The following is a 14,224-nucleotide window of genomic DNA, read 5'->3' as shown; positions in this document are numbered from 1 at the left end:
GAGTGACGCTCGGTGGCCCTCTCCCCTAGATCTTGGCTACGCCTGCGCACCCGCCTGACCGCCACCCGCGAAGGGTGCGCTGCCGGGGCCCGACACGGGAGCGTGCGGAACATGGTCTCCAGCGCTTCCGATGCCGAGTTCGATCGACGCACCGGGAATCGCCGCGAGAAGATTCCTCGTGTACTCCTGCTGCGGGTTCTCGAACACTTCCTCGGTCGTCGCCTGTTCGACAATCTTGCCCTGCTGCATCACGCACACGCGGTCAGCAATCAGGCGCACGACCGCGAGGTCGTGCGTGATGAACAGGTAGGTGAGCCCGAGATCTCGCTGCAGCTCGGCGAGCAGATCAAGGATCTGGGCCTGCACCAGCACGTCAAGCGCCGACACAGCCTCGTCAAGGACGAGAATGTCAGGCTTGAGCGCGAGTCCACGGGCAACAGCAACGCGCTGACGCTGGCCGCCCGAGAGCTCGTTCGGGTACCGTGTCGCGAGCTCCCGCGGCAGCGATACCTGGTCGAGCAGCTCGTTGACCCGCTGCTTGCGGCTGGCCATGTCGCCGACCTTGTGGATGTTCAGCGGCTCCATGATCGTGTTACCGATGTTGTGGAGAGGGTCGAGCGAACCGTACGGATCCTGGAACACAGGCTGCAGCGTTCGGCGCAGCTCGAAGAGCTCGCGACCACTGAGCTTTGCCGTGTCCTTGCCTGCAATCTTCACCGAACCGCCGGTGGGCTCCTCAAGCTGGAGCACCATCTTGGCGATCGTCGACTTGCCCGAACCGGACTCGCCTACGAGGGCGAGGGTCTCGCCACGGTTAATCGTGAAGTTCGCACCCTCGACCGCGACGAAGTCCTCGCTGCTGAAGTTGCCCTTGCGCAGCTTGTACACCTTGCGCAGGTTCTCCACCTCAATGAGGGGCTCGCCAACCTTGCCGCCCCGGGTCTCCGCCTCAGCGAGCGCCGCGACGTCAAACGTGCTCGTCGGGGCAGCCGGGATGGCAGCGTCCGCCCCGATCCGGCGCGATGCCAGGCTCGGCGCCGCAGCGACCAGTCGCTTGGTGTAGGGGTGCTGCGGATCCTGCAGAATCTGACGACTCGGTCCAGATTCCACGATGTTTCCCTGATACATCACGATGAGCTTCTCCGCGCGCTCAGCAGCGAGACCGAGATCATGCGTGATGAAGACCACGGCGGTTCCGAGCTCACTGGTGAGCTTGGCGAGGTGGTCGAGCACCACTCGCTGCACGGTCACGTCGAGGGCACTTGTTGGCTCGTCAGCGATGAGCAGCTCTGGCTTCGCCGAGAGCCCAATGCCAATGAGAGCGCGCTGCTTCATACCGCCCGAGAACTGGTGCGGGTACTGCTTCATGCGCTTCTCAGCGTCCTGCAGTCCGGCCTGCTCGAGCACTTCGACCGCGCGGGCACGCACGTCTTTCTTGCTCTTTGCGAGGCCATTCGCCCGGATCGCTTCCTCAACCTGGAAGCCGACCGACCACACCGGGTTCAGGTTCGACATCGGATCCTGCGGAACCAGGCCGATCTCGCGACCACGGATCGACTCCATCTCGCGACGGCCGATACCGACGAGCTCGCGACCGTTCCACTGCACCGAACCACCGGTGATCTCACCGGTACCCGGAAGCAGGTTGATGACCGCATGCATCGTCGTCGATTTGCCGGAGCCCGACTCACCAACGATCGCTACAGTCTCACCTGGGTAGACGTCGAGGTTGATGCCGTGCAGCACCTCTTTCGCGGTCTTGTCTGTCTTGAAGGCGACCTTCAGGTCGCGCACGCTGAGCAGCGGTTGCATGTCGCTCATCGGCGGGCCCTCGCCTTCGGATCGAGCGCGTCACGAACGACCTCGCCAAGCATGATGAATGCGAGGACGGTGACGCTGAGCGCGATTGACGGGTAGATAAGGTTCTCGGGCTTCGTTCGCAGGTCGCTCTGTGCGGCACTAATGTCGTTGCCCCAGCTCATGAAGTCCTTCGCTGGAAGGCCAACGCCAAGGAAGGAAAGCACTGCCTCAGCGACGATCGCGGCTGACAGCGAGAGGGTCGTGACAACGATCACGGGTGCGATCGAGTTCGGCAGCACGTGCTTCCACAGCGTTCCCTGGCCCGAGAGACCGAGCGCGCGCGATGCCATCACGTAGTCGCTGTTCTTTACTCGGAAGATCTCGGCTCGCAGAATACGCGCGGTCACCGGCCACGAGAAGCCGCCGATTGCAAGCGAGATCACGAGGATGTTTCGGTGTTCGCTCATCACGCTCATCACGACGACGGCAGCGAGGATGTATGGAATCGAGAAGAAGATGTCACCGAGACGCGAAAGGATCGTGTCGACCCAACCACCGAAGTAGCCAGCGAGCGCGCCCATCACAATTCCGATAACAAAGGTCATGACAATGACCACGAGACCTACCGACACTGAGGTCGACGTACCGTGAATCACGCGAGAGTAGATGTCGCAGCCCTGCTTGTTGAAGCCAAGGGGGTGCCCCGCGGCCGGGCCGGCGTTCGACAGCCCCAGCTGGCACGCGCGGGGGTCAACCTGAGTGAACCAGGTTGGGAACAGCGACACAACGAGCACGAGCAGGATGATCGCAGCCGAGATCCAGAACATGGGCCGACGCCGCATGTCTTTCCAGGCATCGCTCCAGAGGTTCGACTTCGTCTCACTGACCTTAACGGCGTCAACTGCGGCCACTGAGTTCTCGTCGAACGGTGCGACGAAGTGCTCGATGGCGGGACGCTTCTGTGAGGAATTTTGTAGTGACTCAGGCATAACGGATCCTCGGGTCGAGCGCGGCGTAGAGCAGGTCTACGATGAGGTTCACGGCAAGGTAGAACAGCACCATGATCGTGACGAACGACACGACGGTAGCGTTCTCACCGCGGAGGATCGCCTGGTACAGGGTGTTACCAACGCCTGGCACGTTGAAGATGCCCTCGGTGACTGTCGCACCGACGAGCAGCACACCAAAGTTTGCGGCGCTGTTCGTGACTGTCGGAATGAGCGAGTTGCGGAGCACGTGCACCGGAACGACACGGCCGCGCGACAGCCCCTTCGAGTACGCGGTACGAACGAAGTCCTGGTTCAGCGTGTCGATCACTGAGGATCGCGTCAGACGCATCGAGGTCGCGTAGAGCGAAATTCCGAGCACGATTGCGGGAAGCAGGAGATCCTTGATTGGCGCGCCGGGACCAGCCGTGGCGCGGAACCAGCCGAGCTCGATCGCGAAGAAGTACTGCGCGATAAAGGCGATGACGAAGATCGGCACGCTCATGAGGAGCAGGCCGATAAGCAGGTTGACGTTGTCAAACAGCTTGCCCTTGCGCAGGCCCGAGAAGAGGCCGATGACGACTGCAAGGACGAACTCGATGGCGATTGCCATAATCGCGAGCGTTGCGGTCACCGGGAAGGTGCGGGCGAGGATCGTGCTGACAGGCTGGCCAGAGAAGCTCACGCCGAAGTCACCGACAAGAATGCCCTTGAGATAGAGCAGGTACTGCACGATGAAGGGCTTGTCGAGGTTGTACTGCGCTCGCAGCTTCTCGAGCACGATTGGGTTCGGGGTCTTGTCACCGAACATGGCGATGATGGGATCGCCGGGCATGGCAAACACCATGAAGTAGATCAGGAAGGTCGTGCCCAAAAGCACTGGGACGACCTGAAGGATGCGGAAGACGATGTATCTCAGCATGGTGCTGTCGTCCCCCGTTCAGACTGCGTATGCATAACTAGTTGTTTCTCTCGCTGTGATTGCGCGATGCGAAGTCGAGACTCCGGTGTCTCCGGTTCGCACGACTCTGTGTTCCCGCTTTGCAAATGCCGTGTAGGCCAAGAAAACGGGGTTAGGGCCCCGGGCTTTCGCCCGGGGCCCTAAAAGAAGTGCATTACTTCTTGGTGATGTCCTGGTAGACAGGCACGGAGTTCCAGCCGAACTGGACGTTGTCCACCGACTCGCCGAAGCCACCAGTTACGTTGGAGTACCACAGCGGAGTTGCGGGCAGGTCTGCGAGCAGAACTTCCTGCGCCTCCTGGAACAGCTTGTTCGCTGCTGCCGGATCGGTCTCCTGCGCGCCCTGCTTGAGGAGGCCGTCGAACTCAGCGCTCGAGTAGTCACCGTCGTTCGAGCCAGCGTTCGTTGCGTACAACGGTCCGAGGAAGTTGAACAGACCCGGGTAGTCAGCCTGCCAGCCGGTACGGAAGGCAGTCGTGATGGTGCGGTTGGTGATCTCGGTGCGAGCCTCAGCGAAGGTCGGGTACGGCTTGCCAGCCGCGTCGATGCCGAGGGTGTTCTTGACCGAGTTGGTGACAGCGTCGACCCAGGCCTGGTGGCCACCGTCGGCGTTGTACGCGATCTCGAAGGAGCCGGTCCACGGCGAGAGCTTGTCTGCCTCAGCCCAGAGCTTCTTTGCTTCCTCGGGGTTGTACTTGAGGACCTCTGCGCCCTTGAGCTTGTCGCTCCAGCCGTCGATGACGGGTGAAGTGAAGTCGCTCGCCGGGGTGCGAGTGCCATCGAAGATCACCTTGGTGATCTCGTCACGGTCGATTGCCATCGAGATAGCTGCGCGGCGGAGCTTGCCCTCTTCACCGCCGAAGTGCTCGAGGCGCTCCGGGATGGTGAAGGACTGGAAGATCGCTGCGGGCTGGTTCACGGCACGGTCGCCGAGGTCCGACGCGAAGTTCGCGAGGGCCGCATCGGGGATCGCGTCGAGCACGTCGAGGTTGCCGCCCTGCAGGTCAGCGTACGCCGCGTCCTGCGAAGCGTAGAAGACGATGGTCAGGCCGTCGTTCTTGACCTCGCGAGGACCGGTGTAGTCCTCGTTCTTGGTGAGCTTGATCTGCACGTCATGCTCCCAAGCGCCCTCACCGTCGACCTTGTACAGGCCGTTGCCGATCGGGTTCTGGCCGAATGCCTCGAGGTCCTCAAATGCGACGTCGGGCAGCGGGTAGAAGGCCGAGTAGCCGAGGCGCAGCGGGAAGTCCGACGCGGGCTGCTTGAGCTTCACGGTGAACTGGTAGTCGCCGTCGACAACGAGTCCCGACATGTCTCCGACAGCACCGTAAACGTCGTCGTCCGTACCGGCTTCGCCGTCCGGGCCATCGTTGATCTCGAAGCCCTCAATGTCCTCGAAGAAGTAGTTCGAGAGGTGCTGCAGCTCGTTGCTTGCGCCCTGGTTCCAGGCCTTCACAAAGTTCTCAGCCTTGACGGGGGTGCCGTCAGTGAACGTTGCATCCTCGCGGAGCTTGATCGTGAACTCGGATGCGTCCTCGTTCGGCTCGATCGACTCTGCGACCTCGTTGTGCGGCGCGCCGTCGGCACCGTAGCTCACGAGACCAGCGAAGATCGCGTCAAGAATCTTGCCGCCACCTACCTCGTTCGTGTTTGTCGGGATAAGCGGGTTCTGGGGCTCCGAACCGTTGGCGGTAATGATTCCCCCGCCGCCACCGTTTTCGCCGCCCTTGTCGCCTCCGCCGGTCGAGCAACCGGCAAGTGCCAGGGAGCCCGCTGCGGCGAGGGCAACAATGCCCACCCCAATGCGTGAACGCTTCACTGGTTTCCTCCTTGTATTGACTCCCGACCCGTACCGAAGTGACGTGCGGTGCACGCCGGAAAATGGGTCCAGAGTATGTAGGTATTTCCGCTTCGCAGTTTAAGCCACAGCACTCTAGCTATGCGAATCTTGTGCCCCCTCGTGACTGACTCGTAACCGTGACTTGAGGCGCCACCAAATCATTCACCCACATGTGCTGGAAACTTGTACGAATCATGCAATTTCTTCGACATACCTGAGCTTCTGCCCTCCATATTCAATAGTGAGCGTCCCGCGTGTCGCTCGCGAAGGCAAAAGTCTCACCGTAGTTCATGCCACGAACTCGTCGGCCCAGCTACGCTGATCCTGTGACCGAACACCGACGCGAACCCGCTCCCCCAGATCTCCGCCCGAGGCTGAGGTGGGAGCTCGCGATCGTGCTCGCCCTGTCTTTTGGCTACGCGGGCGCGCGGGCGATAATTACGATCTTGGAGCGGCTCGCGCAAGACACTGCGCTAGCAAACCAGACCGCGACCATTAATAGGCCGATGTCGGGTCAGCAGTACTTCGACCTTGCCTACCAACTACTCGGCATTGTTGGAGGCCTGGCCCCGGTTGCACTCGTCGTGTTCTTCCTGTGGCGGGACAACAAGCCGCACCTGGGCGATCTCGGCCTCGGTGCAAGACCGTTGACGCTCACCGGCGCCCCGGGTGGGATGAGTTTCACCCAGCTCGCGAGTGGCCGAGGCGGCTGGCCATGGCTTCGCGAGTCTGGCAACGGATTTCTCCTCGCCGCCGCCATTGGTATCCCTGGTCTCGCGTTCTATCTCTTCGCGAAATGGATCGGCATCAACACGACAGTCGTACCGACGACGCTCGACGCGTTTTGGTGGACCGTGCCCGTGCTCATCCTCAACGCCGCACGGGCCGCACTCAGCGAGGAACTTATCGTCGTTGCCTACTTCTTCGATCGGCTCAAGCGGCTTGGGGTTGGGGTCTGGGCAACGATCATCGCCAGCGCGCTGCTACGTGGCAGCTATCACCTCTACCAAGGCTTCGGCGGGTTTATCGGAAACGTGGTGATGGGCATCGTCTTCGGCTGGGTCTATCAGCGCTGGGGCCGGTCGCTCCCGCTGATCGTCGCTCACCTCTTGCTCGATATCGTCAGCTTCGTCGGCTATCCCCTCGCGCTCGCCCTGTGGCCGGCGCTCTTCGGGTAGTCGCACGCCGGCCTCAGCCAGGGCAGGCCTACAGTGGCTTCGCGCTGTCGGCCACAGCCTGCATGAGGCCCCATACCTCGTTGTAGAGCTTGGGGTCAGCTTCGCAAGTGCCCTCGGGGCGCACAACGGTCCAGGTGTTGCCTTCGCCCTTCTCGATGCCCCAGGGGCTCTGCCCCGTCGGGCTCCGCATCTCTGAGCACGAGTCTGGGAAGGTGTTCATGAGACCCGATTCGAACATGACTCGCTCGGGTGGCCCGGCCTGATAGAACCAGAGCGGATTCGTGAGTTTCTGCGAGGACTCAACCGAGATCCCTGCAAACGAGATGTCCATAGAGATCGGGTTGGGCCCAACGTCAACCTTCGGCGCCTCCTCAACTTCGGGCTCCTCGGGAGTGGTCGGCGGAGTCTCGCTCTCGGTGGGTTCCGGCTCGGTTGGCGTGGGTGCCGGCGCCTCGGTTGTTGGCGCTGGAGTCTGCTCGTCTGTGCCCCGAATCGCGTTCACGACAAGGAGTGCGCCAACGAGGGCGAGCACTGCAACCGCAGCAACAATGATCCACGGCAATGCGGCGTTGGAACGCTTCGACTCGGCAGGGACGGGGCGCGTCGGCAGCTCCTGCCGGACATCGCGCGTCGCGCGGGCCCTGACTGGGCCGGGGGCCGGCGCGCCGGAGGCCGCAGCCGCGGTCCGCGGTGCAGCCGCGGGCGTAGGCGCGAACGGGGCGGTCGGAGCGTCGGCAGGAACAGCCGGCCTCGGGGCCGGCTGTTCCTGCGCGGCCTGCGGGCGCACTGCAGGCGCCGGATCGAAAGCTCGTGTCGCGGCCGAGGTGTCGACGGCCTCCGCGGGCTTCGTCGAAGTCTCTAGGGCGCCGGTGTCGGTATTGTCCGAGTCAAGCGGGCCGAAGAGTTCTTCCAAAGGGTCTCTACTCACAGCACAAGCCTAAACGACGAAGCCTGAATCACCAGATCGGCGCCTCAGAGGAGCGCGTCGAGCTCTTCCCGGCGATGCTCGAACGCTGCGACCCGAGCCTCGTGTCGGGCCATGATTCCTGCGTCTCGCAACGCAATCGTTCCCGGGTCGCCCCTGTCGAGCCCCGCCTTCCATCGAGTTTCGATGAGCCCCATCCGGCGGGTCACAGCGTCAAGGAGTTCCCTGCCATCGACACCGCCATACGTCTCCGCGGCGATCTTGATGCGGTCAGCTGCCTCCGCAGGCGGGATCTCGCGGAGCAGCGGAACGCCAGACCACACCAGAAATGCGAGGTCGTCGAGCGGCAAGCCCGGGCCGGCCCTGTCCCAGTCGATCATTCCGGCGAACTCGCCGTCGACAACGACCCAGTTGTACAGGCCCGGGTCGTTGTGGCAAATGATCTCTCCACGATCCTGGGCTAGTCGCAGCTCCCCCGGGCGCCACACATTACTCGTTGGCTCGAAGTCAGCGACGGCGTCATGGAACCGACGAAGCCATCCGACCGCGGCGGCGAGCGCGCGCGCGCTCGGCTGCTCGCGCTCTGGATCAAGCGTGTCTCCAGGCAGGTAGCTCAGCACTTCGCGTCCAGCGTCATCGGTGCCGTACACCTCGGGGATGCCGTCGAGGCCCTTGGCTGCGAGATGCGCAAGCAACTCGTGCACCGCGGGCGTCCAAGCGCCTGTAGGTCGGTGCACGCGTGTCACCCCATCAGGCCCTTGGATACGCCAGACCCCGCCAGATCCGCCAGGCAGGTGTTCACCGCGTTGAGTTTCTTCCACAGATCGAGCCTACGGGGTGAGACCGTGCGATCGCGCGAAACAGACAGCGTGGCCACCTTGTCACTTAGACGCGACGGATGCGCTCGCGGACCTCCCGGATCTCTCGCAGGTTAATTGGTGAAGTCGGAGCCGGGTCGCCGTGCATCTGCACGTGGAGGCTCTGCATCCGTGTGTCGAGCTCAGCGGCGGAATCAGCGGCTTGCTTCAGCTCGGCCATCATCTCTTCCGGCACCTGCCGCTGGTATTTGTAGTAGATCTTGTGCTCGAGGCTTGCCCAGAAGTCCATGGCGATCGTACGAAACTGGACCTCGACTGGTACATCAACTCGGCCACTCGAAAGATATACGGGCACCGACAAGATCGCGTGCAGGCTCTTGTAGCCGTTCGGCTTCGGGTTCTCGATATAGTCTTCGACCTCGAGCACGGTGAGGTCGTCCTGCTGTGTGAGCAAGCCAAACAGGCGGTACACGTCGCGGATGAAAGCGCATGTAACGCGCACGCCAGCGATGTCTTGGATCTCGCGCCGAATCGACTCGATCTCGGGGCTCACTCCGCGGCGCTCGACCTTCGAGAGCAGACTCTCGGCGCTCTTCACTCGGCTCGATACGTGCTCGATCGGGTTGTACTCGTGCATGTGCACGAACTCCTCGCGGAGGATCGCGAGCTTCGTCTCGACCTCCTGCATCGCGAACCGGTACTCAAGCATGAACCGTTGGAGTTCCCCTCCGAGGGAGCGAAGCTCGCTTGGGGAGATGGTGATCTCATCGCCGACGGCGGAGATGGGAGCTCGCGGGATAGGTGCGGTGTTGCTCATGATGTGAGGCTAACTCTGACCTCTCTGAATCAGCTGTGCATCGGGTCGCCTGAGCGAGTTTCGCTCAGCGCGCGCTCAAGAAACTCCCTGAGCACTGACATGTCGATTTTCGTCAAGCGCGTGAGGTACAGGCACACCTTACTCGCCTTATGCGGGCCCAGTGCGTCGACGAGATCAGGCCAGCGGTCGGCAAAGTCTGGCGTGAGGTAGATCGTGTGCCGCTGCGCACCGGTTGCAAAGGCGAGTTCGGGCGCCCGACCGCTGTGACCGCTTTCGTACGTGTACTCGTACTCGCCGAACCCGATAATGCGACCGGCCCACACAACGGGCTCTACACCACTCACCTCGCGATGCAGGGCAAGCAGTTCGTCGGCCTCAGCGCGGCGGGGGCCGGTCACCCGGTCAAGCACGTCGGCGACGGGCATCGCAGACGGCGACATTGCCGGGGCTTTCGCCGCCATCAGGCTCCGCCGTGCTCTGCACGAAAGACATGGACGAGCGCGTTCGCGTGCCCGTGCCCCATTCCCTGTTCTTTGAGAAAGGCGACCTGCTCCATGTGCTTCTCGCCTGAATGTGGGCGGAGCAACTCAAGCCATTCGTCGATTGACTTACCGTATTTCGCCTCGATAGACGGGAAGTAGGACTTCGGGCCCTTGACTGGTTCGCTCACGGCAGATCCTCCTACGTGTGGTGAGATGTTGAAAGTAGCACTGGGGTGCGACATTGGCACCTACCGGGCTTGGAACTGCCCGGTATGTCGAAACTCCGCAAAGAGCTCGAGCACGATCCCGGTTGCGCGCTGTAGCCCCGGGGGCGGGTCGGCGAGCGGAAATACTCCCCACTCAGTTACTTCGGCAGGATCTGGGTGAATCTCCCCCGCCCATTCACTCGTGAAGAAGCACAGCGCAAAAGCGTGCACGATGTCGCCGTTGGGGTACACGAGCCGGTGCTCAAGCGGATCGGAGAACGACGCGAACGCTGTGAGCGCGTCGGGTGCGAGCGTTACCCCGAGTTCCTCTTCGACCTCAGCTACTGCGGTGTCGACAAAGCTCTGGCCTGGCTCCGCGCTCCCGGCAGGAATCTCCCATCCGCCAGAGTCAGCGCGGCGTTGAAAGACCGCGTGGTCATCATCTGCGAGTAGCAGCACCTGCGCGCCCGGGGCGAGCAGTTCGGCATTGCCAACGTGCTGTCGCAGTCGCCCGAGATACGAGTCTGCGAACGCCATTGCCGATCCTTATCTCCCGCGCATGCTGGCGATCGCGCGCACTAGATCACCGCGCACGAGAAGGCCCACATCACGCCGTACCTGTCGAATACCTGACCGTACCAGTCACCCCAGGGCGCCTGCTCAAACGGCATACCGAGCGAACCTCCCGCAGCGGTGAGCCTGTCGATGTACAGCTGCGCTTCCTCGGGAGTGTCCGTCGTATAGAGCAGCGAGTATGCGGTTCCGCGAACCGGGTACTCGGTTCCCTGATCCATCACGTCGCCGCCAGTGATAATCCCTGCGGGCAAGGTGAGCGACGCGTGCGCCACAGCGTTCGGCGGTGGGTCGAACGGCAGGTCCTTCAGGTTTGCCTCGCCGTAGCGAATAATCTCGAGGTCGCCCCCGAAAACGTCGTGCCAGTGTTCCATCGCCTCGCCGGTCGTGCCTGGCAGAGCAATGTATGTCGCGAGCATATGAGCCATGGGGGCTTCCTTCGACTGTGACAGGGTCAGAACTCAGTATCCCTCGGATCAGGCCGCACCGCAGCATTAATCTGCTGACACGCTGCAGGGACTGCGTCGTGGACAGCTGCGTAGAGGGTACCTACACTTTTCGCATGACATCTCCGATCACAGTGACCCGCACTACCTTTGCACTCGACTGCCCTGACGCCGTCACCCTCGCCGAGTTCTACGCTGCACTCCTCGGCTGGGAGGTATCGTTCGACCCCGACGACGACCACTGGGTGGAGGTGCAGCCACCCCCGGCTACGCCAGGCTCGCATTTTCTCGCCTTCCAGCAGGTTGAGAACTACCGTGCACCGGAGTGGCCAGAGGGCTCGGTGCCACAGCAGGCCCACCTCGACTTCTACGTACCCGACCTCGAGTCGGCCGCGTCCGCCGCGGTCGCCTTCGGAGCTCGACGGCACGAGGTCCAACCGAGCCAGAGCGGTTCGTTCATCGTGTTTGCCGATCCAGCCGGGCACCTGTTCTGTCTGTGCAAAGAAAGCAACCTCGACGCGTAACGCGCCGCTCGACACGTCTCGTCGCGTCTCTCGGTACTATCGCTGCAGAGCGCTATGACGAACACCGAGCATACAGAGACGCCCGCGGCACCGTCGCCAGGCAGCACCCAGGCCATGTCAGACAGCTGGGGCGCCTCCGCGGTGCTCTTCGGTGCGGGTTCGCTCCTGTGGCCGCTCGTGTTCTTTCTCGCGTTCTTCGCGCGAGCGGCGATGCTCGCAGCCGAAGACTCCCTCGCACCGCACTACGGCGCAGCTTGGCAGGAGGTCGTGGAAGTTGTCGCAATATCGGGCAGCTACGTCGGTTGGGTCGCCCCGTCGTTGCTCGCGTTGCTCGTCGGCCTCGGCTTCCTGGTCACCCCGAACGCTGACCTCGACAGTCAGTCAGTGCTGCGTCCGCTCCCCTATGTGGCCGCGCTCATCGGCGGGTTCATGCTTGCCTGGACCGTGCTCGCAGTCGTTGTGCTCTCAACCCACGGCCCGACAGCCACAAGCGATGGCGGCCAACAGCTCTGGGGGCTGCTCTTTCTCACCCCGGTCTCGGTCATCTTGGCGCTCGTGCTCGGGCGGCTCGATTTCAGGCCCGTCGCTCGTCGAGTTGAGCTTCTGCAGCAGACAATCGCCCGCGCCGAAACTGAGTACGCTCACCTTTCAAACGTTGCCCTGTTCTACGGAGACACGCGTGTCACCTCGCACACGACCCGCTCACCGTGGCGTCGGCCACTTCTTGTGCAGGGCTGTGTCGCTGTCGTAGTCTTCCTCGCCTTCTGGCTCCTGCACGACGAACCGGTATCAACCGCGGTCCTTGAAGCCTGCTACGTCACCGCGATCGGCGCTCTCGTTTTTCTCGTTGTCGCGCTCATTCAACGCGAGCTGATCGAAGCCAGGCTGTCGAGGCTCGGCGGACACGAGATGCGCAGCAAACTTGAACTTGTCGGTGGCATCATCCTCGCGGTGGGGGTGGCCCTGCTGCTCGCCTACAATCTTTGGTTTGTGCTCGCCGAGATCAGGCCGATCTTCGTTCCAGCGAGCTACGCCGTGCTGCTCTTGGCTGCGCTCTGGTTCTCAAACCCACTCACGCTGCGACATTCTGCGTGGCCAGCGGCGCTGCTCAAGGAACGTGAACGGTCCCTCGTGCGAATGCGTGCCAAGCTCGCGCAGCTCTCAAGCACTCAGAGCGCTACGCTTTCTTGACGACGCTCGATTTCAGCTGCATCTTGCCAAAGCCAGGCACTTTTGCATCGATGTCGTGACCGCCGGCACCCCCAGGGGAAAGCCTGATTCCGGCCACCTTGGTTCCGACTTTGATCGATCCCCCGCCGCCGCCAGAGACTTTTACGGTCTTCACAAGGGTCACTGTGTCGCCGTCGGCGAGCACGTTGCCGACGGCGTCGCGGATCTCAGCGGGGTCGCCACCGTCACCGGTTGCTGCGGCCTCGCCTGGCGCCCATTCGTGACCGCACATCGGGCAGGCAAGGAGCGCGCCAAGTTCATATGAGAACTCGCTGTCACACTCCGGGCATGGTGGTGTCTCTGGTTCAGCAATGACGCCTGGGTCAGACATTCGCGCTCCGTTCTCCGTTCCCCGTGGGGCCAACTCCACCATACGCCAGCCATATCACGTGCCTGGAGAGGCCGCAGCGCGCTACTGCACTCTGCGACGACGGGCACCCAGATGATCACTGCATGCACAACATATTCCCGCCGCCCTGCACACCCGTGGGTATGCTGACCACATCCAACGCAAAGGAGCAATTCCATGGAGCAAAACCTCACGATGACTCGCCGAGAGCAGTTCGGCAAGCCGACAGGGGCATTCGTCGGGGCAGCATGGGCGGCCCTCGCGCTGGCGGTAATCGTCTACTTCATCAGCCTCTGGCGCGCGGACATGGACCCATTCGAGAAGGGGTTCTTTCTCGGCTCGTTCTTCTTCGGGCTCGTGAGCGCTGTCGGACTCCAGAAGTCCGTTCGTGATCGCCACGAGGGCGTTCCAGTCACGTCGATCTACCTCGCGGTCTCATGGCTTGGACTGGGCATCAGTCTTGCGATGCTTGCCTGGGGGCTCTGGAACAGCCCGCTCCTCCCCAGCGAGAACGGCCTGTACGGCATGACCTTTGCGATGGCAGTATTCGCGGTCATCGTCGTACAGAAGAACGTGCGCGACCTCATTGCGTACAAGGCGCAACACCCTGAGCTCTACGGACCCGACAGCGCGGAGGCGCGTCGCCAGACTGCGCAGCGCGACACTGCAGCCGGCTGAGGCTGAGCCGGCAGTGCCGGCTTTCCGGGCACTCCCCGCTAGAGCGGCCCCTCAGGCATTCCATCCTCGCCGAAGATCACGCCCTCGCCTTCCAGGCGTTCCCGCGCGGCGTGATGCACGACGCCTCGTTTCGCGCGATTCGCTTCGAGCAGGGAGAGTAGCGTTTCCCGGTCTGTGTTCGGGTGCTCGGCGACGGCGACGCGCACGCTCCAAAACCGATCCTTCGCGAACTGGGCGAGCACCTTGGCGCTGGCGTCGGGATTGAGGGCGGCTGCATTTCGAATCGCCTGGTTCGCATCCGTGAAGAACGGCTCGAACTCGGCGTCAGTATGCGCACCGAGCGCGAGCGCGTAGCGGCGCTCCTCTGCGGCGCGTTCCTCTGGCGTCTTCCGTTTCCCCATGAGGCTCCTC

The 14,224-nt window shown here is 62.7% G+C and carries 17 protein-coding genes; 4 read left to right on the top strand and 13 right to left on the bottom strand.

Going from position 1 to position 14,224, the window contains the following annotated elements:
• Positions 1-36: 36 nt before the first annotated feature.
• The 4 genes from KI794_RS04600 to KI794_RS04585 form a co-directional block, all read right to left on the bottom strand.
• On the bottom strand, positions 37-1,821 hold the full coding sequence (locus KI794_RS04600; protein WP_255809309.1) for a dipeptide ABC transporter ATP-binding protein: 1,785 nt from the start codon (positions 1,819-1,821) through the stop codon (positions 37-39).
• Positions 1,818-2,789: an ABC transporter permease gene (locus KI794_RS04595; RefSeq protein ID WP_255809308.1), complete on the bottom strand. Its 972-nt coding sequence runs from the start codon at positions 2,787-2,789 to the stop codon at positions 1,818-1,820. Before KI794_RS04595 ends, KI794_RS04600 begins: the two co-directional genes overlap by 4 nt.
• Positions 2,782-3,708, bottom strand: coding sequence for an ABC transporter permease (locus KI794_RS04590; RefSeq protein WP_119283110.1), 927 nt, complete (start codon positions 3,706-3,708; stop codon positions 2,782-2,784). The genes KI794_RS04595 and KI794_RS04590 overlap by 8 nt, the downstream gene beginning before the upstream one ends.
• A 193-nt stretch (positions 3,709-3,901) precedes the next feature.
• Positions 3,902-5,566 (bottom strand): peptide ABC transporter substrate-binding protein, encoded by a 1,665-nt coding sequence (locus tag KI794_RS04585; RefSeq protein ID WP_119283111.1) that lies wholly within the window; start codon positions 5,564-5,566, stop codon positions 3,902-3,904.
• Positions 5,567-5,913: 347 nt separating this feature from the next.
• Here KI794_RS04585 and KI794_RS04580 point away from each other — a divergent pair, with 347 nt between their 5' ends.
• A complete protein-coding gene (locus KI794_RS04580) occupies positions 5,914-6,765 on the top strand; it encodes a CPBP family intramembrane glutamic endopeptidase (RefSeq protein WP_255809307.1) in 852 nt (283 codons plus the stop codon).
• 28 nt (positions 6,766-6,793) lie between these two features.
• Here the strand turns inward: KI794_RS04580 and KI794_RS04575 are convergent, their stop codons facing one another.
• The 7 genes from KI794_RS04575 to KI794_RS04545 form a co-directional block, all read right to left on the bottom strand.
• Positions 6,794-7,693 carry a hypothetical protein gene (locus KI794_RS04575; protein ID WP_255809306.1) on the bottom strand — a complete coding sequence of 300 codons (900 nt, stop codon included), beginning with the start codon at positions 7,691-7,693 and terminating at the stop codon, positions 6,794-6,796.
• Positions 7,694-7,737: 44 nt separating this feature from the next.
• Positions 7,738-8,511: a phosphotransferase gene (locus KI794_RS04570; protein WP_255809305.1), complete on the bottom strand. Its 774-nt coding sequence runs from the start codon at positions 8,509-8,511 to the stop codon at positions 7,738-7,740.
• Between the two features lie 64 nt (positions 8,512-8,575).
• On the bottom strand, positions 8,576-9,325 hold the full coding sequence (locus KI794_RS04565; protein ID WP_255809304.1) for a GTP pyrophosphokinase: 750 nt from the start codon (positions 9,323-9,325) through the stop codon (positions 8,576-8,578).
• A gap of 29 nt (positions 9,326-9,354) precedes the next feature.
• Entirely contained in the window at positions 9,355-9,786 is a 432-nt protein-coding gene (locus KI794_RS04560; protein ID WP_119283115.1) for a DUF1801 domain-containing protein, read from the bottom strand.
• The gene (locus tag KI794_RS04555; protein ID WP_119283116.1) at positions 9,786-9,995 is read right to left on the bottom strand and encodes a DUF4287 domain-containing protein; all 210 of its coding nucleotides are present in this window, start codon (positions 9,993-9,995) and stop codon (positions 9,786-9,788) included. Before KI794_RS04555 ends, KI794_RS04560 begins: the two co-directional genes overlap by 1 nt.
• A gap of 60 nt (positions 9,996-10,055) precedes the next feature.
• Positions 10,056-10,550, bottom strand: coding sequence for an NUDIX domain-containing protein (locus tag KI794_RS04550; RefSeq protein ID WP_119283117.1), 495 nt, complete (start codon positions 10,548-10,550; stop codon positions 10,056-10,058).
• Between the two features lie 41 nt (positions 10,551-10,591).
• Positions 10,592-11,014: a VOC family protein gene (locus tag KI794_RS04545; RefSeq protein WP_119283118.1), complete on the bottom strand. Its 423-nt coding sequence runs from the start codon at positions 11,012-11,014 to the stop codon at positions 10,592-10,594.
• Between the two features lie 134 nt (positions 11,015-11,148).
• On the opposite strand from KI794_RS04545, the gene KI794_RS04540 reads away from it, so the two are divergent.
• Positions 11,149-11,556 (top strand): VOC family protein, encoded by a 408-nt coding sequence (locus KI794_RS04540; RefSeq protein ID WP_255809303.1) that lies wholly within the window; start codon positions 11,149-11,151, stop codon positions 11,554-11,556.
• A gap of 54 nt (positions 11,557-11,610) precedes the next feature.
• Positions 11,611-12,747, top strand: coding sequence for a hypothetical protein (locus tag KI794_RS04535; protein WP_255809302.1), 1,137 nt, complete (start codon positions 11,611-11,613; stop codon positions 12,745-12,747).
• On the opposite strand, the gene KI794_RS04530 is transcribed toward KI794_RS04535, so the two are convergent.
• Positions 12,734-13,117, bottom strand: coding sequence for a zinc ribbon domain-containing protein YjdM (locus tag KI794_RS04530; RefSeq protein ID WP_255809301.1), 384 nt, complete (start codon positions 13,115-13,117; stop codon positions 12,734-12,736). The two genes, KI794_RS04535 and KI794_RS04530, sit on opposite strands and share 14 nt — an antisense overlap.
• Before the next feature lie 195 nt (positions 13,118-13,312).
• Here KI794_RS04530 and yiaA point away from each other — a divergent pair, with 195 nt between their 5' ends.
• On the top strand, positions 13,313-13,813 hold the full coding sequence (gene yiaA, locus KI794_RS04525) for an inner membrane protein YiaA (protein ID WP_255809300.1): 501 nt from the start codon (positions 13,313-13,315) through the stop codon (positions 13,811-13,813).
• A gap of 38 nt (positions 13,814-13,851) precedes the next feature.
• Here the strand turns inward: yiaA and KI794_RS04520 are convergent, their stop codons facing one another.
• Positions 13,852-14,214: a hypothetical protein gene (locus KI794_RS04520; protein ID WP_119283122.1), complete on the bottom strand. Its 363-nt coding sequence runs from the start codon at positions 14,212-14,214 to the stop codon at positions 13,852-13,854.
• Positions 14,215-14,224: the final 10 nt, after the last annotated feature.

Source organism: Leucobacter aridicollis (genome assembly GCF_024399335.1).
GTDB classification, from domain to species: domain Bacteria; phylum Actinomycetota; class Actinomycetes; order Actinomycetales; family Microbacteriaceae; genus Leucobacter; species Leucobacter aridicollis_A.
This window is presented reverse-complemented; position numbering and strand designations above follow the sequence as displayed.